At 35.9% G+C, this 21408-nt stretch carries 21 protein-coding genes; all 21 read left to right on the top strand.

Going from position 1 to position 21408, the window contains the following annotated elements; genetic code table 11:
* Nucleotides 1-17 precede the first annotated feature (17 nt).
* The 21 genes from EJF36_RS18150 to EJF36_RS18050 all read left to right on the top strand — a co-directional run bounded on the left by EJF36_RS18150 (nt 18) and on the right by EJF36_RS18050 (nt 21408).
* Nucleotides 18-716 carry a response regulator gene (locus EJF36_RS18150; RefSeq protein ID WP_125907643.1) on the top strand — a complete coding sequence of 233 codons (699 nt, stop codon included), beginning with the start codon at nt 18-20 and terminating at the stop codon, nt 714-716.
* A gap of 148 nt (nt 717-864) precedes the next feature.
* Nucleotides 865-1707 (top strand): DegV family protein, encoded by an 843-nt coding sequence (locus tag EJF36_RS18145; RefSeq protein WP_125907642.1) that lies wholly within the window; start codon nt 865-867, stop codon nt 1705-1707.
* A 534-nt stretch (nt 1708-2241) separates the two neighbouring features.
* A complete protein-coding gene (locus EJF36_RS18140) occupies nt 2242-3735 on the top strand; it encodes a DEAD/DEAH box helicase (RefSeq protein WP_260471938.1) in 1494 nt (497 codons plus the stop codon).
* Between the two features lie 17 nt (nt 3736-3752).
* Nucleotides 3753-4685, top strand: a complete 933-nt coding sequence (locus EJF36_RS18135) for a nuclease-related domain-containing protein (protein WP_125907641.1) — start codon at nt 3753-3755, stop codon at nt 4683-4685.
* A 137-nt stretch (nt 4686-4822) separates the two neighbouring features.
* Nucleotides 4823-5596 (top strand): ComF family protein, encoded by a 774-nt coding sequence (locus EJF36_RS22270; protein ID WP_125907640.1) that lies wholly within the window; start codon nt 4823-4825, stop codon nt 5594-5596.
* Between the two features lie 135 nt (nt 5597-5731).
* Nucleotides 5732-6157 carry a TIGR03826 family flagellar region protein gene (locus tag EJF36_RS18125; RefSeq protein ID WP_125907639.1) on the top strand — a complete coding sequence of 142 codons (426 nt, stop codon included), beginning with the start codon at nt 5732-5734 and terminating at the stop codon, nt 6155-6157.
* Between the two features lie 68 nt (nt 6158-6225).
* Entirely contained in the window at nt 6226-6492 is a 267-nt protein-coding gene (locus EJF36_RS18120) for a flagellar biosynthesis anti-sigma factor FlgM (RefSeq protein WP_125907638.1), read from the top strand.
* Nucleotides 6493-6545: 53 nt separating this feature from the next.
* Complete coding sequence (locus EJF36_RS18115; RefSeq protein WP_125907637.1) at nt 6546-7019, top strand: flagellar protein FlgN; 474 nt, start codon at nt 6546-6548, stop codon at nt 7017-7019.
* 64 nt (nt 7020-7083) lie between these two features.
* Entirely contained in the window at nt 7084-8643 is a 1560-nt protein-coding gene (gene flgK / locus EJF36_RS18110) for a flagellar hook-associated protein FlgK (RefSeq protein ID WP_125907636.1), read from the top strand.
* Between the two features lie 10 nt (nt 8644-8653).
* A complete protein-coding gene (gene flgL, locus EJF36_RS18105) occupies nt 8654-9526 on the top strand; it encodes a flagellar hook-associated protein FlgL (RefSeq protein ID WP_125907635.1) in 873 nt (290 codons plus the stop codon).
* A 69-nt stretch (nt 9527-9595) separates the two neighbouring features.
* Nucleotides 9596-10186 carry a DUF6470 family protein gene (locus EJF36_RS18100; protein WP_125907634.1) on the top strand — a complete coding sequence of 197 codons (591 nt, stop codon included), beginning with the start codon at nt 9596-9598 and terminating at the stop codon, nt 10184-10186.
* A 10-nt stretch (nt 10187-10196) separates the two neighbouring features.
* The gene (gene fliW / locus EJF36_RS18095) at nt 10197-10637 is read left to right on the top strand and encodes a flagellar assembly protein FliW (protein ID WP_125907633.1); all 441 of its coding nucleotides are present in this window, start codon (nt 10197-10199) and stop codon (nt 10635-10637) included.
* A complete protein-coding gene (gene csrA / locus EJF36_RS18090) occupies nt 10637-10867 on the top strand; it encodes a carbon storage regulator CsrA (RefSeq protein ID WP_125908450.1) in 231 nt (76 codons plus the stop codon). Before fliW ends, csrA begins: the two co-directional genes overlap by 1 nt.
* 216 nt (nt 10868-11083) lie before the next feature.
* Entirely contained in the window at nt 11084-11893 is an 810-nt protein-coding gene (locus EJF36_RS18085) for a flagellin N-terminal helical domain-containing protein (RefSeq protein ID WP_125907632.1), read from the top strand.
* Between the two features lie 88 nt (nt 11894-11981).
* The gene (locus EJF36_RS18080) at nt 11982-13994 is read left to right on the top strand and encodes a tetratricopeptide repeat-containing glycosyltransferase family 2 protein (RefSeq protein ID WP_125907631.1); all 2013 of its coding nucleotides are present in this window, start codon (nt 11982-11984) and stop codon (nt 13992-13994) included.
* Nucleotides 13995-14286: 292 nt separating this feature from the next.
* A complete protein-coding gene (locus tag EJF36_RS18075) occupies nt 14287-16023 on the top strand; it encodes a glycosyltransferase family 2 protein (RefSeq protein ID WP_125907630.1) in 1737 nt (578 codons plus the stop codon).
* Between the two features lie 7 nt (nt 16024-16030).
* A complete protein-coding gene (gene rfbF, locus EJF36_RS18070) occupies nt 16031-16810 on the top strand; it encodes a glucose-1-phosphate cytidylyltransferase (protein ID WP_125907629.1) in 780 nt (259 codons plus the stop codon).
* 11 nt (nt 16811-16821) lie between these two features.
* Nucleotides 16822-17904 (top strand): NAD-dependent epimerase/dehydratase family protein, encoded by a 1083-nt coding sequence (locus tag EJF36_RS18065; protein WP_125907628.1) that lies wholly within the window; start codon nt 16822-16824, stop codon nt 17902-17904.
* Nucleotides 17898-19040: an FkbM family methyltransferase gene (locus EJF36_RS18060; RefSeq protein WP_125907627.1), complete on the top strand. Its 1143-nt coding sequence runs from the start codon at nt 17898-17900 to the stop codon at nt 19038-19040. The genes EJF36_RS18065 and EJF36_RS18060 overlap by 7 nt, the downstream gene beginning before the upstream one ends.
* Complete coding sequence (locus EJF36_RS18055) at nt 19040-20170, top strand: FkbM family methyltransferase (protein WP_185806957.1); 1131 nt, start codon at nt 19040-19042, stop codon at nt 20168-20170. Before EJF36_RS18060 ends, EJF36_RS18055 begins: the two co-directional genes overlap by 1 nt.
* A 23-nt stretch (nt 20171-20193) precedes the next feature.
* Nucleotides 20194-21408: a glycosyltransferase gene (locus EJF36_RS18050; protein ID WP_185806956.1), complete on the top strand. Its 1215-nt coding sequence runs from the start codon at nt 20194-20196 to the stop codon at nt 21406-21408.

The raw sequence follows: 21408 nt of genomic DNA, 5'->3' as shown, positions 1-21408 counted from the left end.
ACTGGGGAGGCGAAAGTATGAGTACGCAAACAAAAACTTCTATAGTTATTATTGATGATCACCGTCTATTTCGTGAAGGTGTAAAACGTATTTTAGATTTTGAAGCAGATTTCGAAGTGGTTGCGGAAGGCAACGATGGAGATGAAGCACTACAATTAATTATTAAGCACAAGCCGGATGTAGTTATTATGGATATTAATATGCCAAATGTAAACGGCGTCGAGGCAACTCGTCAACTAATTGCAGCATTCCCTGAAACAAAAGTCATTATTCTATCTATTCATGATGATGAATCATATGTTACACATGCTTTAAAAACAGGCGCAACAGGCTATTTGCTGAAGGAAATGGATGCGGATGCTCTTGTAGAAGCTGTGAAAGTGGTTGCTGAAGGCGGTTCGTACCTTCACCCTCGCGTCACACACAACTTAATTAAAGAATACCGTCGCTTAATCGATGGACAACGAGCATTTGGTGGAGTGGCAATAGCAGAAGGCGAAGTAAAGCGTCCGCTTCATATATTAACGCGTCGCGAATGTGAAGTGCTACAAATGCTTGCGGATGGAAAAAGTAACCGTGCCATTGGCGAAGCATTATTTATTAGTGAGAAAACAGTTAAAAACCACGTAAGTAATATTTTACAAAAAATGAATGTTAATGACCGTACACAGGCTGTAGTAGTAGCGATTAAAAACGGTTGGGTTGAAGTAAAATAAATATATAGTAACTGTAGTAATATAATTAATTGTCATAAAAAAGGAAAAACATCTATAATATAGTCATATATGGTATAATGGACAATACTATCGTGAAAAATGGTACAAGCTCCATTATGACGAAATTACAGATGAGGAAGGTACATTTATGAGAACAGCAGTTGTAACGGACAGTACTGCTTATATTCCTAAAGAATTACGCGAACAGTTTGACATACACATGGTCCCATTAGTAGTGAATTTTGGTACTGAAACGTTTTCAGAGGAAGTCGATCTGACAGCAGAAGAGTTTTTTGAGCGTATCAAAACGTCTGAGAAGCTGCCAACAACGTCCCAGCCTGCCATCGGAGCATTTGTTGATTTGTTTGAAAAATTAGCTAAGGAATATGATGCGGTTATTACTGTGCATTTATCTAGTGGCATTAGTGGAACGTATCAAGGTTCAGTAGCGGCTGGCCAAATGGTAGAGGACCTTAAGATATATTCGTTTGACTCTGAAATTAGCTGTATGGTACAAGGGTTTTATGCAATTGAAGCAGCTAAAATGGCCCAAAATGGTGCGCATCCAGATGACATCATCGCCCGATTAGATGCATTAAAACAATCTGCACGTGCCTATTTCATGGTTGACGATTTATCACACTTACAGCGTGGTGGTCGCTTAAGCAGTGCGCAAGCCTTTATTGGTGGCATTCTGCAAGTAAAACCATTGCTTCATTTTGTCGACAAAGTTATCGTACCGTATGAAAAAATTCGTACTCGCAAAAAAGCACTCGGTCGCATTTATGAGATTTTTCACGATGCAGCCTGTATGGGCGAACCGATGCAAGCCGTTGTAATTCACGCAAACCGTGAAGACGATGCGCGCGAAATCATGAGCGAGCTAGCAGCAAAATATCCAAACGTTGAATTTTCATTAAGCTACTTCGGTCCTGTTATTGCGACTCACTTAGGTGAAGGCGCACTCGGACTCGGGTGGATGAAGAGGTAATAGTAGAAAAAAGGTAGCCGATTATCACTTGAGTGTGATAATCGGCTATTTTTGCGTTTTGGGGGTGGTGTGGGAGTTCGGAGGTGGTAGATGGTATTTTGCGTTTTGGGGATGGTGTGGGAGTTCGGAGGTGGTAGATGGCTTTTTGAGTTTTGAGGATGTGGAAGGTCGGAGGGGTGCGTTTTGCGCTTTGGTGATGTGGAGGATTGTAGGGTTGAGGTTAGCGTTTTGGGGATGTGGAAGATCGGAAGGTTAAGGTTTGCGTTTTTTATGCGTGGGATGTTTGAGTTTATGCGTGAATTTTTCATGTTTATGCGCTAGTTTTTGTCGGTTATGCGTGAGTTTTAGGGGTTTAAGCGTCAAATTTTTAGATTTATGCGTATTTGAGTTTTCTCAGCAAATATGAAACGAAAAACTAATTTTTCCCTTAGCACAAAATTTAGTTTTAGTTAAGTGTTACCCGCGAAAATCGAATTTTCGCTGTTTGTCATCTATTTATAACATCCACTATGATGATGTAAGGAGGGATTCAATATGAACAAACTAGTTGGTCGCCGTCTTCTTCGTAGTGAGTTTGACGGAGACCTGAATGCAATCCCAGTAAAAGTCCAAAAAGGGATCATAATCTCAGACAAGGGACGCTATAGCTGCGTTCGCTGCGGCAATAAGACGCAAGAGCTGTTTGCCTCATATCCGTGTGCTCGGTGTGGAAAGCAATGTGTGTACTGTCGGAAGTGTATCACAATGGGACGCGTTAGTGAGTGTAGTGAATTGATATCTTGGGGTGGGGAGGATAGGAAGAGTGATGGAAATGCTGCCACGCAGCGATTGAATGGAAACTCCGATGGCACTAGGACGCAATCAATGCAGGAAGACGCTAATACCGCTAGCCGTGCAAATTCATTGAATAGTAGCGCCGATGTTGCTAGGACGCAATCGATGCAAGAAGGCACAATTACTGCTAGCACCCACATATTAAACTGGGAAGGCACGCTATCACCAGCACAGCAAAATGCTAGCAATAAGCTAGTACATGCTATTTCAAGCAATGAACAGCTCATGATTTGGGCGGTATGTGGAGCTGGGAAAACAGAAATTTTGTTTCCAGGCATACTGCATGCGCTGCAAGATGGGAAGCGTGTATGCATCGCTACCCCTCGAACAGATGTCGTCCTTGAGCTTACACCTCGTTTTCGTTCCGCTTTTCCGCAAACAAAAGTGCTCTCCTTATATGGTGGCAGTGAAGATCGTGGGAAAATCTCTCCCCTTGTGCTCAGCACCACTCATCAATTACTCCGTTATTATCGTGCTTTCGACGTTGTCATAGTAGACGAAGTAGATGCATTTCCTTACTCTGTTGAACCGATGCTACAATATGCTGTTGAGCAAGCTCGCAAGGAAACCTCATCCATGATATATTTAACCGCTACCCCAAGCCGTAAGCTTCAAAAACGGTACCCTTCCGTAGTTATTCCAGCCCGATTTCATCGTCATCCGTTACCTGTACCTCGCTTTGAATGGTGTGGCAACTGGGCCAAGTTGCTTTTAAAAAAAGGAAAATTGCCGCGAAATGTGTATGAGTGGGTTGAAAAACGAATTGTAGCTCGCAAACAAGCATTTCTTTTTGTACCAAAGATCTCACAGATTGAGGTAGTTGTTAAATTACTTCGCGCGATAGACCTTTCTGTTGAGGGTGTACATTCAGAAGATCCACAACGGAAAGAGAAGGTCGCCGCGTTTCGAAAAGGACAGGTACCTGTACTAGTTACAACCACCATTTTGGAGCGGGGAGTTACTGTTCCCAATATTGATGTCGCTGTGTTAGGAGCAGAAGACGATGTGTTTTCTGAAAGTGCGCTAGTTCAAATAGCGGGGCGCGTGGGCCGCTCCCCAAAGTACCCGAGCGGAGACATTGTATTTTTTCATTATGGAAAAACAGAAGAGATGTTGTGCGCTCGTCAGCAGATTAAAAATATGAATAAAGTCGCAAGAAAAAAGGGACTGATAGATGATGACAGAACGAAGTAGTTTAGGAGTGGACGACAATGATTGTTAAAAAGTTGGATCCCATCCTTCGTGAAGTGGATGAGGCTATAAAAAGGTGTTTGAAAGCTGAAGTCGATAGTATCGGAAGAATCCAAGCGGGAGATTGGGGTGAGAATGAGTTTGAGTATTATGCAAGATTAATAGACTCAGATGAGATTCGAATTTTTCACCACATACGAATTGCGTATCGTGGTTTTGCCTTTCAAATAGACTGCTTAATATTAACGCCACACTTCGCCATTATAATAGAAATAAAAAATTTAAAGGGTGTACTGACAATAAGTAATGAGCAACTTATCCAAAACGTAGACGGCCGGCAAAGTAGAGTTCCCAATCCAATAGCACAAGTCAAAACACAATCTTTTCATTTTATGAGGTGGCTCGAGGAACACGGTATTGAATCATATCCAATAATAAATTTAGTAGTCTCCACAAATCGTCGTGCAATCTTCGAGTTTGTTGAACCTTGCGAAGAGGCTAGGCAAATGTATGTACATGCTGATAACTTCCCATTAAAGTTTCGGATGTTAGAAATTCAGAATCCTGCTAACCTAACTCAAAGTAATTTAAACGAATTAAGTAAAACCATCCTAGCTTCGCACAAACCAAAATATAATAATACGTTAGAAAAATATGGTCTTACAGAAGATGATTTTGTATTTGAACTGAAGTGCCAAGCGTGCGGATTTCATTTGATGACCTATAAAAAAGGAGCCTGGCATTGTGATAGATGTGGTGAAACATGTAAAGATTGCCATGTGCAGTTGATTAGGGACTACTTGCTGATATTAGGGAGGGGTATTAGTTTAAAAGAGTGTAGGCAACTTTTTGGAATACAATCTCGGAACATATTACGAAATCTCCTTAGAAAAATGAATCTAAAGCTTGTTGGCAATCGAAAAAGTGCAAGATATTTTCTTTCGAAAAAATGAAATACGCATAAATCGCTGATTTTGGCGCATAAACAGAGAAAAATAGCGCATAAACCTTAAAATTACACGCATAAACCACTAAAACAGGCGCATAAACATCAAAAATTCACGCATAAACCAAAAAGGAGGCCCGCACCATGCCCTTATGTACGATTTGCCACACCCCATTCGACCCACCGACCACGTGGCGACACACATTAACGATAGCTCCACAACCGAAACTCTGCGCAAAGTGCGTCGAACAGCTCTCCCTAATTACACCACCCATCTGCGACATATGTGGGCGCCCTCTCAAAGAGCTCGCACCGGAGTATATTTACGATACAATTTGCTACGATTGCTATAGATGGGAGCACGATCCAACATGGTCGCAAACTTTAACGCGAAATCGCTCCCTCTACACGTACAACGATTTTATGAAAGAAGCGATGGCACTGTTTAAGTTCCGCGGGGATTACGCTGTCATATACGCTTTCCAAGAAAAACTACAGCAATTTTACAAGCAGCACTACAACAAACAAGATCTTCTTATCGTACCAATCCCCCTTAGCAACGAGCGTCTCCACGAGCGCGGTTTCAACCAAGCAGAAGCGATCGCATCACTTTTACCAAAACTGAACCTATTAGAATCAATCGCACAGCTATTGCCACTCAAACACTTCTTCTTTCAGCAGCCATTCCGCATCGAGAACATCCTTACGAGAACGCACCACGAAAAACAGTCAAAGAAATCGCGTACCGACCGCATTCATGCTAAAAACGTGTTCAGTACCAACACCCAAAAAATAAACAAACCGATTCTCCTAATAGACGATATCTACACAACCGGCTCTACGCTACGTCACGCAGCTAAGGTACTCAAAGAAGCGGGTGCAACGTCGGTATCAGCCTTAACCTTGATCCGCGGATAACTGATAATAAACTTCAAATCCATATTTTGCACACTGTTCATGTCAAAAGTCCTCTATAAAAACGCTTAACGACACGATATAATAATATTAGACAAATTTCGCGGATTATACAAAATAGCTAGGAGGACTTTTAACATGGCTGAATTATCTAACTGCCCAAACTGTGGTGCTTTGTTTGTGAAAAATCGTTTTCGTGATGTGTGTGACGTTTGTTATAAAGAAGAAGAAAAACAATATGATACTGTCTATAACTATATTCGCAAACGTGAAAATCGTACGGCGACAATGCTTGATGTGGTAGAGGATACAGGTGTACCGGAAACTAAAATTTATAAGTTTATTAAAACTGGTCGTATCAAGCTAGCTCAATTCCCTAACTTAGGCTACCCTTGTCAAAAGTGTGGAACCCTTATACGCGAAGGCAAGCTATGTAATAACTGCAAAGGAGATCTTCAAGGCCAATTAGAAGAACTTCAAAAAGAAAGAGAAATTCGTGAGCGCAATCAGTCAGATCGTGAACACACGTATTATGTTTTTAAAGATAATAAAGAAAAACGCTAAACATTTTCTATATCTTTCCGATAATACTAGTAAAGAGAATAAAGATATCGGAAAGTGAGGTGCCAAATATGAAAATCAACAATATTGGCCCATCAGGAGTAAATCCGTATCGTAAAAACGATATAAAGTTCAAAGAGGCAACAAAGACTACACAAACAGATAAAGTGGAAATATCTAAAGAAGCTATTGCAAAGGCATCAATGCAGCAATCACCAATCGTTGCAGACCGCCAGCAAAAGGTAGCGGAGCTACGTGATCAAGTTCAAAACGGCGCGTATCAACCGAATGCTGATGCAACTGCGAAAGGCTTACTAGATTTTTTCTCTAAAAAATAAATCAGTTTCCGACACCGAAACTGATTTAATTTTTGTTTTTAGGAGGGTGAGGCATGCAAGCACTCATTCAAACGATACAACTATTAATTAAGCTTCACCTTAGCTTGCTTCAATTAGCTAAGCAAAAAACAGAGTTAGTAAAGCAAAATGACATCCAGCAGCTCACTCAGCTTTTAAAAGATGAGCAACGTCACGTAGCAGCTATTCAGCAACAAGAAAAGCTACGTCAAACACAAGCGCATCAACTTACACAAAAAGAAGCAGCGACAATCTCAGATTGTCTTCATATAGCAAACGAAACAGATAAAGCAACGTTACAAGCATTGCAGGAAGAACTTTTACAGCTCATCACAGAGCTTAAAGACATTAACCACTTAAATCAACAAATGCTTCATCAATCATTGCAATATGTTAACATGTCACTTAGTGTGATGACGCCACAAGAGCAGAATGTAACATATAACAACCCTGCTAACAAAAAAACAACACAAAAATCAAACAGAACGCTGTTTGATTCGCAAGCATAATTCATAAAATTCGTGGTGTCGCATGACGACACTTTAATTTACTCAAAAATCGGAGGAATCATCGATGACATCGACCTTCCATGGACTTGAAACAGCACGCCGTGGTATGTACACGCAGCAAAGTGCTCTACATACAACGGGACAAAATATAGCAAACGCCAATACACCGGGCTACTCGCGCCAACGTGTTAACTTTGAACAAACAGAGCCATTTCCACCAGCATCTATGAACCGTCCGCAAATTCCTGGACAAATTGGAACAGGGGTAAAAGCAGGTTCTGTTCAACGTGTACGTGAAGAATTCCTTGATGTACAGTATCGAGGTGAAGCAACAAAAACAGGATATTGGGAAGCACGTCAAGATTCTTTGAAAAAGATGGAAGAGATTATGAATGAACCATCAGAATCTGGTTTATCTAATACAATGGACATGTTCTGGCAGTCACTTCAAGACTTGGCTGTCAACCCGACAAATGCGGGCGCACGTTCTGTAGTTAGTCAGCGTGGTTTAGACGTAACTAGTACGTTTCATTATCTATCAAATTCTTTAACTTCTATTAAAGAAGATTATAAAAGTGAGATTGAAGTATCAGAAAAAGCGATGAACTCTATTTTGGAGCAAATTGATGCGGTCAACAATCAAATCGGAGGCGTTGAACCTCATGGGTATGTACCTAACGATTTGTATGACGAAAGAGATAGATTGATAGACCAGCTTTCTGAATTCGTAAATGTTAATGTGACATATGAGCCAAGCGGTGGAAATCAATCGCCAATCGCTATGGGTAAAGCTATTGTTAAACTAGTCAATGGCGATGGGACAGAGCTTGGTACGTTAGTAAACGCATCTGGTGGTATAAATCAAGTGAAAGTGAATTTTGATGGAACAGACGATTCAGTAAAAACAATTAGTGTTGGTGGCTCCGCCATCAATTATTCTGACTGGAACTCATCAGGAAAAATAAAAGCATTAGTAGAAACGTACGGATACCAGGATGGTTCATCAGTAACAGGTTTATATCCTGATATGTTAAGCGAGTTGGACAACTTGGCGTATACTTTTGCTCAAGAATTTAATGCCGTTCATATCTCAGGTATGAGTCCGAATGAAATTAACAATGGCAACACACCAGCGGATATTAATTTCTTTGAAGCAGATGCATCGGGCGTACCGACTGGTGGCAAAGCAGGATTCGCAAGTCGAATACAAGTTTCGCAAGACATTCTTCATAGTATTGATAACATCGCTACAGCAGACGGAACAAACCCTGCGACAGCAACTTTAGGTGATAATTCCAATATTCGCCTCTTATCAGATGTTATTAATAAAGAATTTGACTACAGTGGAAACAGCGAGCTAGCAACGTTTCGTGGTTACTATGAATCAGTTATCGGTGGAATGGCGGTAGACTCAGCGACAGCGGTGAGATTAGCGGGTAATTCGGGACAACTCAAACAATCAGTAGAAAACCGACGTATGCAAGTAAGCTCTGTATCTGTTGATGAAGAAATGACAAATATGATTCAGTTTCAACATGCTTATAATGCATCTGCACGAATGATTTCTTTAACAGATGAGCTTTTAGATAAAGTAATTAACGGTATGGGAACCGGCGGAAGGTAGGCGATCGATAATGCGAGTCACACAAAATATGCTAACAAGTAGTTCACTTCGAAATTTAACTGATAGCTATAAAAAAATGGGCAAGTACCAAGATCAGCTTTCGACGGGGAAAAAAATAAATCGACCTTCTGATGATCCCGTCGTGGCAATGAAAGGTATGTTTTATCGCTCTAACTTACGTGAAGTGGAACAGTTTAAACGTAATCTTTCAGAATTATATTTATGGATGGAAAACTCAGAAGCAGGAATCGAACAAGCAAGTAATGCGATACATCGTGTTCGGGAGTTGGTGGTCCAGGGATCGAATGGGACTCTGAGTAAACAAGAAAAACAAGCTATTGCTGCTGAAATTGGACAGTTAAAGGATGATGTTGTTTCAGTTGCGAATACGAAAGTAGCTGGGCGTTATATTTATAACGGTTCAGCTGTTGACAAGGCCCCAGTTGACGGGTCCACAAATCCACCAACAGCAATTCTAAATACAAATGATTATACCGTGGAAATATCTCGGGGTGTATCGCTAAAGGCAAATGTAAATCCTGACAATATATTTAGTCAGAATCTATTCAAAGATTTACAGGATGTTGTGGATACCTTGAATAGTGATGGCGATGTTAGCAATATACTTAATAAATTAGATGTTCATATGGACAAGCTACAAGCAGAACGTTCGGACTTGGGTGCACGCTATAACCGTCTAGAAATGGTGGATAGACGTATCGCACAACAAGAAATTATGGCAACACGCGTTTTATCAGATAACGAAGATATTGATATGGAACGTGTTATCACGGATCTGAAATCACAAGAAAGTGTGCATCGTGCCGCACTTGCTGCAGGTGCAAGAATTATTCAGCCTACTTTATTAGACTTTCTGAGATAATGTGAAAAGTGCCTGGCACCCGCACGGGTGTCAGGCACTTTTGTACCATCTTTGTTAGGAGGCATTTATATGCAACTTGCACAAATACGCCTGCAATCACAACCAGCACGACTTGCTTTGTCCAGAACGCCACCAAAGCAAATGATTGAACAACAGTCTGCAGATTTTTCAATTGAACAACCGAAACCAGATTTGCAAATTCAACGTACATCTCCTAAACTGACTATAGACCAATCACAAGCATGGTCAGATATGAATCGTGGTTCTATCATGCGTGCGATGGATCAGTGGGCTGATGAGGGAGAGCAATCAGCACTGCAAGCTATCGCAGAAGTAGCTGCAGATGGAGATGAATTAATGATGATAGAAAACGGTGGAGATGTTATCATTGCACAATCAGCCCGAAAATCAGAGCCTAATATATATGATTGGAACATCGCTTGGATTCCGTCGCCTGGAAGCGTCAAAATACACATTGAGCCAGGTGAAACGAAAATTGATTGGCAAGTAAACAAGCCGATCATTCAGGCTCAAATCAACAAAACTGTTCATGAATATACACCTGGAAAAGCAGAAGCGTACATAGAACAATACCAATCGTTACAAGTTGATTTCGCCAACTTAAAGTATGTTGGTGTGAATTTTGAAATGAATATATAAGGGTGGTTGCATGAAGCTAGAGACGAAATACCATGGTGAAATAGTCGTTAAAGAAAAAGAAATTCTACAATTTGAAAGTGGTATTCCAGGATTCTCAGACGAGAAAAAATTTATTATCTTACCTTTTACAGACGATAATACTTTTCAAATCTTACAGTCAGTAAATACACCAGCATTAGCCTTTGTCATAACGAGCCCATTTTTATTTTTTAAAGAGTATGATATCTCAATAGAAAATAATGTAGTTGGACAGTTAGAAATTGTAGATGCCAAAGATGTGGTACTATATGTAATTCTCACTGTTTCAGAAAAGTTTGAAGACACGACAGCAAACCTGCAAGGTCCAATTGTTATTAACGCTAAAAATAATAAGGCTAAGCAAGTTATTTTAACAGGGAGTAACTATCGTACGAAGCATTTAATCTTTCCGCAACCACAGGGGGTAGAATGATGCTGGTCTTAACTCGAAAACCTAACGAGTCGATACAAATTGGTCAAGATATAGAGTTAACAATTGTTTCAGTTACAGGTGACCAAGTGAAAATTGGTATTAATGCCCCAAAGAACGTAGAAATTCATCGGAAAGAAGTATATTTAGCTATTCAAGCGGAAAATAATCAAGCTTCCGTAGCTTCGATAGATATTCTAAAGAAATTTAATAGCAAATTGAAAGGAAGGTAAGGAGTGCCCCCGCATGGGGGGGCAGGCACTTTTAAATGGCACTTTAAAAATATTTTCAAAAAAAAACAAAAAACTATTAAACATCTAAAAATATTGTCGATATATATAGTGTAAGCAAGAAGAACTAAAAGACGGCCGACTTTTGGACTACTTGACTAAAATTATACTGGGACCACAAGGACGTGACCCCCAGCCGAATTCAAGGAGGAAATTAAAATGAGAATTAATCACAATATTGCAGCACTTAACACATACCGTCAATTAGGTACAGCAAACAATGCTCAACAAAAATCTATGGAGAAGTTATCTTCAGGTTTACGTATTAATCGTGCAGGAGATGATGCAGCAGGTCTAGCAATCTCTGAAAAAATGCGCGGACAAATTCGCGGTTTAGATCAAGCTGCTCGTAACTCACAAGATGGGATTTCATTAATTCAAACTGCTGAAGGTGCTTTAAATGAAACTCACTCAATTCTTCAAAGAATGAGAGAGTTATCTGTTCAAGCATCAAGTGAAACTTATCAAGCAGAAGATGTAACTCAAATTAACAAAGAGCTTGTGACCTTGTCTGAAGAAATAACTAATATTACTACAAACACAAAATTCAATGGTAAAGATCTATTAGTCTCAGGTGGTACAACTCACGTCATCGCTATTGGTGCTAATGCTGAATCTATGTCAATCAATATTGCTGGCAATGACTTAACAACATTAACTGTTGGTACTCCTGCTGTTACAGATAGAACTACTGCTCAAGCATTCTTATCTAAAGTTGACGTAGCAATTAAAGCAGTGTCAGACAACCGCTCACAATTAGGGGCTGTACAAAATCGCCTAGAACATACAATTAACAATGTAAACAACACTTCTGAAAACCTAACTGCTGCAGAATCTCGTATTCGTGATGTAGATATGGCAAAAGAAATGATGACTCAAACTAAAAACTCTATTCTTTCTCAAGCTTCACAAGCAATGCTTGCTCAAGCTAACCAACAACCTCAAGGAGTATTACAATTACTTCGTTAATAATCTTGTAGTAGCTCTAAAGAAATATCGTGCTTTATTTATAAAGCACGATATTTTTATTGGACTTATTACTTCTAGGAGGGACAAAATGAAACCTTATATTTCTTTGTGTATGATTGTGAAAAATGAGGAGAAAGTTTTACGACGTTGTTTAGATTCTGTTAAGAATATCATAGAAGAAATTATTATTGTAGATACTGGTTCTACTGATAATACAAAGCAAATCGCATTAGATTACGCAACAGAAGTATTTGATTATAAGTGGAACAATAATTTTGCAGACGCCCGTAATTTTGCACAATCTAAAGCTAATGGTAAATGGATTATTTTCTTAGATGCTGATGAATTTGTGTATTCACAAAACCTAATTAATAAAATAAATGAGATGAAAGAAATTGAAAAAACGAAAAAATATGATGCTTTCGTTGTTGAACAAGTAAACTTTATTGGGAATTCTGGTGAACAAGTTACCAACTGCTCAACTATTAGAATTTATAAAAATGACTCTTCAATAAAATTTTATAGAGCCATACATGAGCAATTAATTAAGATGGGTGGCTCATTATCTGTGGGTGTAATGGACTTAAACATTTATCATTCAGGTTATTTAGTTAAAACTCAAAAAGAGAAGAAAAAGACTGATCGGAATGTAAACCTAATTCAAAGAGAGTTAAAGCACGATTCACATGGCTTTGATTACTATAATATGGGAAATGAGTATCATATACAAGGTAACATTGAAGAGGCTTTAAATTCGTATAAAAAAGCTTATATTAATAAAGAGCATATCGATGTTATATGGGTGCCAAGAGTTGTTGAGCGTATAGCAACATGTTTAATTCAATTAGAACGATATAGTGATGCGATGGAAGTTCTTGAAGATGCAGAACTGTACTGGACTAATATAGCGGACTTTAAATGTCTAAAAGGTCAATTGTTTGTTTATGAACATAGATATGAAGACGCAGAGTCAATCTTTTTAGAATTAATAGCAAATAAAAGAAACTTTCAAACAAAGCACAGTATTAACTACTTAGAGTATATTCCATACAGGTATTTAGGGGAAATTTACGAAAAGAAACAAGATACAATAAATGCTATAAAATATTTCTCTCTAGCTTTGAATTTTAATGACCAAGACTTCTATATACTAAAAAAAATATATAATCTGCTAGTAAAAAATGAAGAGAAAAATAATCTAATTACTTTTATAAATAACCAGCCCAATATAGATAAACCTATCAATCGTCTTCTCTTATTAAAGGCTTTATTAGATCTTGGAGAAATTGAATTAGTAGAACATTATGTTGATAAGTGGAATGTTAGTTGTTCAGCAGCTTTCCTTTTTAAAGTGTATCTTCTAAAAGGAGAATATCGTAAAGCTTATTCATTAATAGAAGAAAACTCTTTTGACATCATCCTAGAAGGAGGATGGAATGAGTACACAGATATACTAATACTAGCGTTGCAATTAGATGAACCTCAGTTGTACAGTGACTTACTCATTTCTTCACATGAGGTAGAGAGTTTGAATTACTTTCTTAATAAATTTAATGAGTATAACATAGAGAAAATTAAGAATGAGGTACTTTATATATTAAACAAATGTATAGAATATCAAAAATATGACTTATTTGAGCAAGTAATCCACAAGATATCCTCTCTCTCAATAAATGTAGAATTGGGCAACTTACTTTACAATAATGGCTTTAAGGATCTTGCTCTAGATTTTTATCTGCAAATAGATGACTTAATTAAATTAGATGAACAAGCATATGTTAATATAATTGAATCGTTCATAGAAAAAGATAATAAAAATGAAGCATTAAACTTTGCTTTTATGGCGATTGAGCAAGATAAGATAGATTATAGAATTTTTATACTGGCAATTAGAATTTTGGACGAAATGAATATCCAAGACGATAAGGATAAGTTGGTTGATATCGCAATAAAGTATTATCCAGGTTCAAAATACTTAAATGTATTAAAAGGTGAGTTAAAGACATCAAGAAAACCAGAAAAGGATTTAAAGAATAAGAATATAAAATCTGAAAGAGAATTACTCCAAAATATAAATTCACTAATGAAAAGTCAACTTTAAGTAATAAGATATGCTAGAGTAACTATGAAAGAATAAGGTTTAGTGGTAATTGAATTCGCTACTTAATATAATGATTTGGTTATGATAGAAATAGGGAAACTAGGTGTTCTTTGTTTTCTTATTCATGATGAGTGTATCCTTTATTTTGGATTTGTACAGGATCACCTTTACAACTGCAAAAAAGGATATTTTTGTATATTTTAATATATTTTGTTGAATTCAATTAGTAGCAAAGAAAATAATGAAACGTGATTCTTTAATTATTTAGAGTGGAAGGGAGTGGTTAATAAATATGGAGAATGTTGAACTTGAACCAAAAATAAGTATATATACGGTAGCATATAACGCAGAGTTGTATATTAAAGAGTGTATTGACAGTGTAATGAACCAAACTTTTCAGAATTTTGAATGGGTCATACTGGATAACGGATCAATTGACAGTACTGGTGAAATTTTAGAAACCTTGGCGAAAAAAGATCAACGAATCAAATTATTTAAGAATGATAAGAATACATTTATCTACAATGTTCCTTACAATCCAGAATTTGTTTCACATGGTGAAAATTTAAAAACAGATTACTATTGCGCTTTGGATAGTGATGATTTCTTACATCCAGAGTTTCTAAAAGTATTATATACACAAGCAATTAAATATGATGCTGATATTGTTTTAGGCGGAACCGAGATGTTTAATGAAAAAAATATTCAGGAACGCGGACTAAGTTGTCCACCAGACTTCTTTATTGAAGAAACTTCGAACTTAGGTGACTTTCTTTCTGATGTATATCGCTCCCTCAGACCGATGTGGGGGAAACTAATAAAAGTATCAATTGTTTTGAAACAAATACTATATAGGAATGAAAATCCACTAATTTTAAAGAATGCTGGAGACACATTATTTTGCTTAGATTGTTTATCTTTTTCACAAAAAATTGTTGGAGTTAACAAAGTATTACACTATTACAGAGTTAGAGGAAACTCATATTATAAAACTGATACAGATGATAAAAGGTATAAGGATTATATAGTGATATATTATAGGACAAAGGAACTATTATTGAGTTGGGAGAAACTCCATAACAAGAATGTAGAATTCATAGCACAGGTCTTATATATATCCATTAAAGAGTTAATCGAGATGATATGGAATGCAAATAATTCTTCAATATTTGAAAAGTTAAAGGCTACGGAAAACATCATTAATGATAAAGAATTATACGATATCTTAACAGAACATGAATTGATTCCAACATTTTCAAGGTCTGTAATAGAATCGATAAAAGATATAACTGTTTCGAGCGATATAACATTGCTTAATAATTCTTATCTATTCAGGTTATGTAAATCGGTCACTAATAACAATACAACTCCTCATGATGCATTTTTATTATTCCTTTCTTCAGTATTTGATGAAAAAAATATTAACCAGTTTGGATCTGAATATTTATTTAATTATTTATCTTATATTGGGAAAATAGAAATAAAAGGCTTGTTTAATCGAGGAATTGATAATATCATCATTCAAAATAAGAGTATTTTTGTTGATATTTTAAATGGTAATTATGGTCATATAGGAAGCAAGATAAATAAATTAATTGATAATGATTTTTCTGAAATATTAAAGGAAGAATTATTTAAGTTCACCCCGAAAATAACTGATTTTTCAAAAGATGAATTAATGACTAATATTGGAAGGTATATTGAAATAAATGATTATGATTTAGCGTTAAACATACTTTGTAAATTATTGGAAGCTTATCCGTTAGATAAAGTGGGGTTATCTTATAAAATTTATCTACTTACTTTAAAGAATGATAAAATTAATGCTGCTGTAGCAGCGAAAGTTTTAACTATTTTTTATGACAATGACTCTGATGCATTATTGCTCGCGGGCCGTGCCTATGCTAACTCTGGGTTAAAAGGTGATGCATTAAAATGCTTAGAAGTAGCTTTTACTGTTTGTAATGATGAATTAGCAAAATACGAAATAGAACAAGAAATAATGTTGCTTAAAAATAAAGGATGTTGAGTTGTATATGAAAGTGGTTATTTTAGCTGGGGGTTATGGTACGAGAATAAGTGAAGAGAGTCACCTCAAGCCAAAACCGATGATAAATATAGGCGAGCGGCCAATATTATGGCACATAATGAAAATATATAGTTATTATGGATATAATGACTTTATCATTTGTTTGGGATACAAAGGGTATGTTATTAAAGAATTTTTTGCGGATTATTATCTACATACATCAGATATAACCTTTGATTTTAAAAATAGAAATCAAATGATCGTACATAATAATATGGCGGAACCTTGGAAGGTTACCTTAGTTGATACTGGTCTTGATACTATGACTGGTGGAAGGATTAAGAGGATACAAAAATACATTGGGAATGATAGATTTATGCTTACTTATGGTGATGGCGTTTCTGATGTGGATATAAATGATTTAGAGGAGTTTCACAAACAAAATGATTCTATCGTAACAATGACTGCAATTCAGCCAGGGGGGCGTTTTGGCGTATTAGATATAAATGATTCAACTAAGAAAGTAGAGCGTTTTGTTGAAAAGTCAGTTGAATTAGGCGGTTGGATAAACGGTGGATTTATGGTTGTCGAACCAGATGTTTTTGATTATATAGATGGAGATTGCACAATCTTTGAAAGTGGTACCTTAGTTAAACTTGCAGAACAGGGCAAAGTTAGCCCATATAAGCATTATGGATATTGGCAGTGCATGGATACACAGCGTGACAAAGGACTTCTTGAATCTTTGTGGAAGAGCCACAATGCTCCATGGAAGCTATGGGAATAGAGGTGTAGAAAATGAATATTCCATCAATTGTTAGTAAAGATGTGAGGTTTATCTACAATTCACTAACCGAAAAAGAAAAAGAAAAATTTCATGGTAGAACCATATTAATAACAGGATTTGCAGGGTCGTTAGGTTATACTTTACTGCATTTTTTTTCGGAGTACGGAAGACAACTAGGTATAAGAAAAGTTTATGGGATAGATAACTATATGTTCGGAAGACCTACTTGGGTAAAACGTATAGTTGCTAACTCTCTTTTTGATTTAAGGGAGTTAGATGTAATTCAATGTGAACTTGAATTTGCAAAGGATGCTGATGTTATCTTCCATATGGCTTCCCTTGCTTCGCCTGTGTTTTACCGTCAGTATCCTATTGAAACAATGGATGCAGATGTTATTGGGTTACGCAGGTTGTTAGACTTTTACAGAAATAAACCGTTAAAAAGTTTCCTTTTTTACTCGACAAGTGAAATCTATGGTGATCCAGATATAATTCCCACACCAGAAAGTTACTGGGGAAATGTTAATCCATGTGGACCAAGAGCATGTTATGATGAGTCAAAACGTTTTGGTGAAACACTCTGTTATAACTTTGCTAAACAATTTAACATGCCAATAAAAATAGTACGTCCATTTAATAATTTTGGTCCAGGTATGAGGATAAATGATCAAAGAGTTACGGCTGATTTTGCAAAAGACATAATTGATAATAGAGATATTGTTATTTATTCAGATGGGAAGCCAACTAGGACATTAGCTTATATTCCTGACGCAACAGTCGGATATATAAAAGTAGCCCTTTATGAGGAATTTGAAATTTTTAATATCGGGTCTGATCAACAAGAGTTGACTATTGTTCAATTAGCTGAGTTGTTTCAAAAAGTTGGACGAGAAGTTTATGGTTATAATGGGAAAATAGTTTTTCATAAACATCCGGATAAAGATTATTTAACAGATAATCCAAATAGACGCTGTCCTGATTTAACTAAAGCAAAGAAGCTCCTTAATTTTAAGCAACAAATCGCTATTGAAGAAGGGATACAAAGATATCTAGAATATCTATTACAAAGTGATAGGAGCGAATTTGAGTGGTAAAAGAGTTTTCTTTAGATCTACTTTCCAATGAGAAGAATCAAGTCACATTGTTGCTTGATGTATGTGGTGAAGCATTAAAAAAAGAGAGTAAGCCGATTGTCTTATTTGGAGCTGGTGGTATTGGTCAGTTTTATTTAAGTATTTTAAAAAGGCTCGATAATTTAAGAGAGATATATTTCTGTGATAACAATTCTAATAAATGGGGGCAAGTAATAGATGGTGTCCCTGTCATAAGTTTTAATGAACTTAACAAAAAGTATAGAGAATGCTATATAATAGTCACTTCACTAGCCTTTTATCATGATTTAAGAATGCAGTTAGAAGAAAAAGGTTTAAAACCTCTTTTGGATTTATCTATTCATTCAGTAATTACTGATGATATACATTTTTATGATGCGTTTCAAAACTATAAGAAATTTATTAGTGATCACTTAACAGAATTCAGTACCGTTTATAGACGACTAGAGGATGAGTTTTCCAGAAGAGTTTATATTGATAGATTGAATTATTGTATAACATTAAATACAAAATATCTCGCTCCGTTAAAGAGTGTATCATCACAATACTTTGAGAGAGGTATTGTTTCCATTTCTGATAATGAAATATTCATCGATGGAGGTGGATATACAGGAGACACAGTAGATGAATTTATAAAGCAAACAGATGGAAAGTTTTCAACAATTTACTCTTTTGAACCTGAGATTAGTAAACATATGGAATTTCAAAAGAAAGTTAAAGGCTACAAAAACGTACATTTAATTGATAAGGGGCTCTGGAGTAACAGTACGGTTTTGAAATTTAATGCTTTAGGTAGTGGTTCAAGTAATGTAGATAAGAATGGAGATATCTTAATTAACGTAACATCAATAGATGAGTTTTTACAAGAATCACCTGTCACCTTTATTAAAATGGATATTGAGGGTGTAGAACTAGAAGCTTTAAAAGGAGCAGAGCAGTCAATTAAAAAGTACAGGCCTAAATTGGCTATTTGTGTCTATCATAAACCAGAGGACATAATTGAAATTCCACTATACTTGAACGAAATAGTACCGACCTATAAGTTTTATCTGAGACATTATAATTATGGAGGCTCAGAAACGGTACTCTATGCTATACCAAGTGAGGTGACATGTTAGTGCAAAAGTATTTTTCAAGGGAACTGATTACTAATGAACCGAATCAATGTGTAAAACTAATCAATAAGTGTTCAAATCTAATTAAAGAAAGTCAAAAGCCAATTATTCTTTTCGGAGCGGGAGAAGTTGGAATCTTCTTTAGTAATTACTTTAAAAAAATGGATGGTAACCCAGAGGTATTCTTTTGTGATACAAATAAGAAAAAGATAGGTCAAGTAATTAATGATTTAAAAGTCATTAGCCTTAATGAACTTAAAACTAGTTACCGAGATAGTTATATTGTAGTTACTTCCATCAACTACTTTAATGAAATTCATGAGTTACTTAAAGAAAATAATTTGAATCAATGTTTGGTATCAAGAAGCGAAGATGAAATGATTGGAGACTTGAATTGTTTTACAATATTCAAAAATTATTCTCAAGTTGTTTATGACAATATTCAGAAATTCAAGTGTGTATATGAATTTTTAGCTGATGAGAAATCTAGAAAAATTTTAGTTGATCGAATAAACTATTGTAAAACTTCAAATAAATCATATCTTATTCCTCAACAAAGTGTCACTCCACAATATTTCGACCCTAGTTTAATAAAAATATCTAAAAATGAAGTGTTTATTGATGGAGGAGCATTTACTGGGGATACAGTAGAGGAATTCTTGAAGCAAAGTAAAGGACAATTTAAACAAATATACTCATTTGAACCAGAGCAATCAAAATGTAAGGAATTCTCAGAGAAATTTAACGAATTCAAAAACATTGAACTTTTTAGGTGCGGATTGTGGAGTGAAATTAAAAGATTAAAGTTTAATGCCACAAATGATGGAGCAAGTGGATTAAACATATCTGGAAATATTGAGGTACCAGTTACTTCCATTGATAGTGTGCTTAATAGAAAACCCGTCACTTTTATTAAGTTAGATATAGAAGGGGCAGAATTAGAAGCACTAAAAGGGGCAGAATACAGTATTAAAAAGTTCAGACCTAAGCTAGCAATCTGTATATATCATAACCCCCTTGATATAGTAGAAATACCTTTGTATATCAAGAAACTTTATCCGGAATATAAAATTTTTATGAGACACTACAGTGACACAGCTGCAGAAACAATATGTTATGCAATTGCTGATTAAAGATTTAAATGAGGTGTAGTGGTATGAAATCAAGTCATCAAAAGGTATTGTTCGTAAATGGTTTACCCGTTGATATAGGTGGGATTGAAAAAACAATTATGGAGGTTTACAGAGGAATTAACCATGAAAATCTCTTGATCGATTTTGCAGTTAGAAAGCCAGAAAAAGGACACTTTCATGATGAAATAGAGGCCTACGGTGGGAGAGTATTCAATTTATTTATAAAAACTAAGCATAAGGGTAATCGTAGATGGAATATACTTATGGATTTATATTTTATTTATAGTCTTTATAGACTACTAAAAAGAGAAGGACCATATACAGCCATTCATATTGCGAATCCTTTATTAGATGGATTTTCAATAATATCGGCTAAACTTGCCAAGGTCCCTATCAGAATTGCACATAGCCATAATACAGGTATAGATGATAAATCCAAACCAAAAATGACAAATATATATATAAGAAAACTTCGCATTTGGTTTTGTAAAAGATATGCTACGCATATTTGGGGTTGTTCAAAAGCAGCATGTGAGTATCTTTTTGGTAAAGGTATAATGATGGATAAAAGGACTGAAGTTGTCCCCAACCCTATAAACATAAAAAAGTTTATTGATAGTCAATTTTATGACAAGTCTAGTATTTATAAGGAACTAGGTGTATGTAAAGACAATATCAATTTATTACATGTTGGGAGATATACCGAACAGAAAAATCAACTTTTTTTATTAGAAGTATTTGCAGAAATGCTCCGGCAAACACCTCAGGTGTTTTTAATTATTATTGGTATTGGTCATCTGGAAAAACAGATTAAAGACCGTATTATAGAACTTAAAATAGAGCGTAATGTGTTATTACTCGATAGCAAGACAGATATCTCAAAAGTTTTAGCAATATGTGACGCATTTTTACTCCCCTCTATTTATGAAGGATTTGGCAATGTATTAATTGAAGCACAAGCTGCGGGAGTTAGGTGTTTCGCCTCTGATGCTTGTCAGCCCGAAGCAAACTTAGGTCTTATTGAATATATAACACTTGATAGAGGAGCAGAGTATTGGGCTAAGTATATTTTACTTAAACTAAATAAAGATTTAAAAGATTTAAAAGATTTAAAAATGGGGATTGACCATAATGATTTATTGAAATTTGATTTGTCTGTTATTGGCCCCAAAATGGAAGAAGTATATTTAAACGGATCTAAATATAATAGTCTATTTCTAAAAAAAAATGAACGGTGA

The sequence above is a fragment of the Bacillus sp. HMF5848 genome, from assembly GCF_003944835.1.
GTDB lineage: Bacteria > Bacillota > Bacilli > Bacillales > HMF5848 > HMF5848.
This window is presented reverse-complemented; position numbering and strand designations above follow the sequence as displayed.

Bases quoted from the DNA above. Each gene is read 5' to 3' on its own strand.
- EJF36_RS18150 (WP_125907643.1), top strand. From the start codon at position 18: ATGAGTACGCAAACAAAAACTTCTATAGTTATTATTGATGATCACCGT.
- EJF36_RS18145 (WP_125907642.1), top strand. From the start codon at position 865: ATGAGAACAGCAGTTGTAACGGACAGTACTGCTTATATTCCTAAAGAA.
- EJF36_RS18140 (WP_260471938.1), top strand. From the start codon at position 2,242: ATGAACAAACTAGTTGGTCGCCGTCTTCTTCGTAGTGAGTTTGACGGA.
- EJF36_RS18135 (WP_125907641.1), top strand. From the start codon at position 3,753: ATGATTGTTAAAAAGTTGGATCCCATCCTTCGTGAAGTGGATGAGGCT.
- EJF36_RS22270 (WP_125907640.1), top strand. From the start codon at position 4,823: ATGCCCTTATGTACGATTTGCCACACCCCATTCGACCCACCGACCACG.
- EJF36_RS18125 (WP_125907639.1), top strand. From the start codon at position 5,732: ATGGCTGAATTATCTAACTGCCCAAACTGTGGTGCTTTGTTTGTGAAA.
- EJF36_RS18120 (WP_125907638.1), top strand. From the start codon at position 6,226: ATGAAAATCAACAATATTGGCCCATCAGGAGTAAATCCGTATCGTAAA.
- EJF36_RS18115 (WP_125907637.1), top strand. From the start codon at position 6,546: ATGCAAGCACTCATTCAAACGATACAACTATTAATTAAGCTTCACCTT.
- flgK (WP_125907636.1), top strand. From the start codon at position 7,084: ATGACATCGACCTTCCATGGACTTGAAACAGCACGCCGTGGTATGTAC.
- flgL (WP_125907635.1), top strand. From the start codon at position 8,654: ATGCGAGTCACACAAAATATGCTAACAAGTAGTTCACTTCGAAATTTA.
- EJF36_RS18100 (WP_125907634.1), top strand. From the start codon at position 9,596: ATGCAACTTGCACAAATACGCCTGCAATCACAACCAGCACGACTTGCT.
- fliW (WP_125907633.1), top strand. From the start codon at position 10,197: ATGAAGCTAGAGACGAAATACCATGGTGAAATAGTCGTTAAAGAAAAA.
- csrA (WP_125908450.1), top strand. From the start codon at position 10,637: ATGCTGGTCTTAACTCGAAAACCTAACGAGTCGATACAAATTGGTCAA.
- EJF36_RS18085 (WP_125907632.1), top strand. From the start codon at position 11,084: ATGAGAATTAATCACAATATTGCAGCACTTAACACATACCGTCAATTA.
- EJF36_RS18080 (WP_125907631.1), top strand. From the start codon at position 11,982: ATGAAACCTTATATTTCTTTGTGTATGATTGTGAAAAATGAGGAGAAA.
- EJF36_RS18075 (WP_125907630.1), top strand. From the start codon at position 14,287: ATGGAGAATGTTGAACTTGAACCAAAAATAAGTATATATACGGTAGCA.
- rfbF (WP_125907629.1), top strand. From the start codon at position 16,031: ATGAAAGTGGTTATTTTAGCTGGGGGTTATGGTACGAGAATAAGTGAA.
- EJF36_RS18065 (WP_125907628.1), top strand. From the start codon at position 16,822: ATGAATATTCCATCAATTGTTAGTAAAGATGTGAGGTTTATCTACAAT.
- EJF36_RS18050 (WP_185806956.1), top strand. From the start codon at position 20,194: ATGAAATCAAGTCATCAAAAGGTATTGTTCGTAAATGGTTTACCCGTT.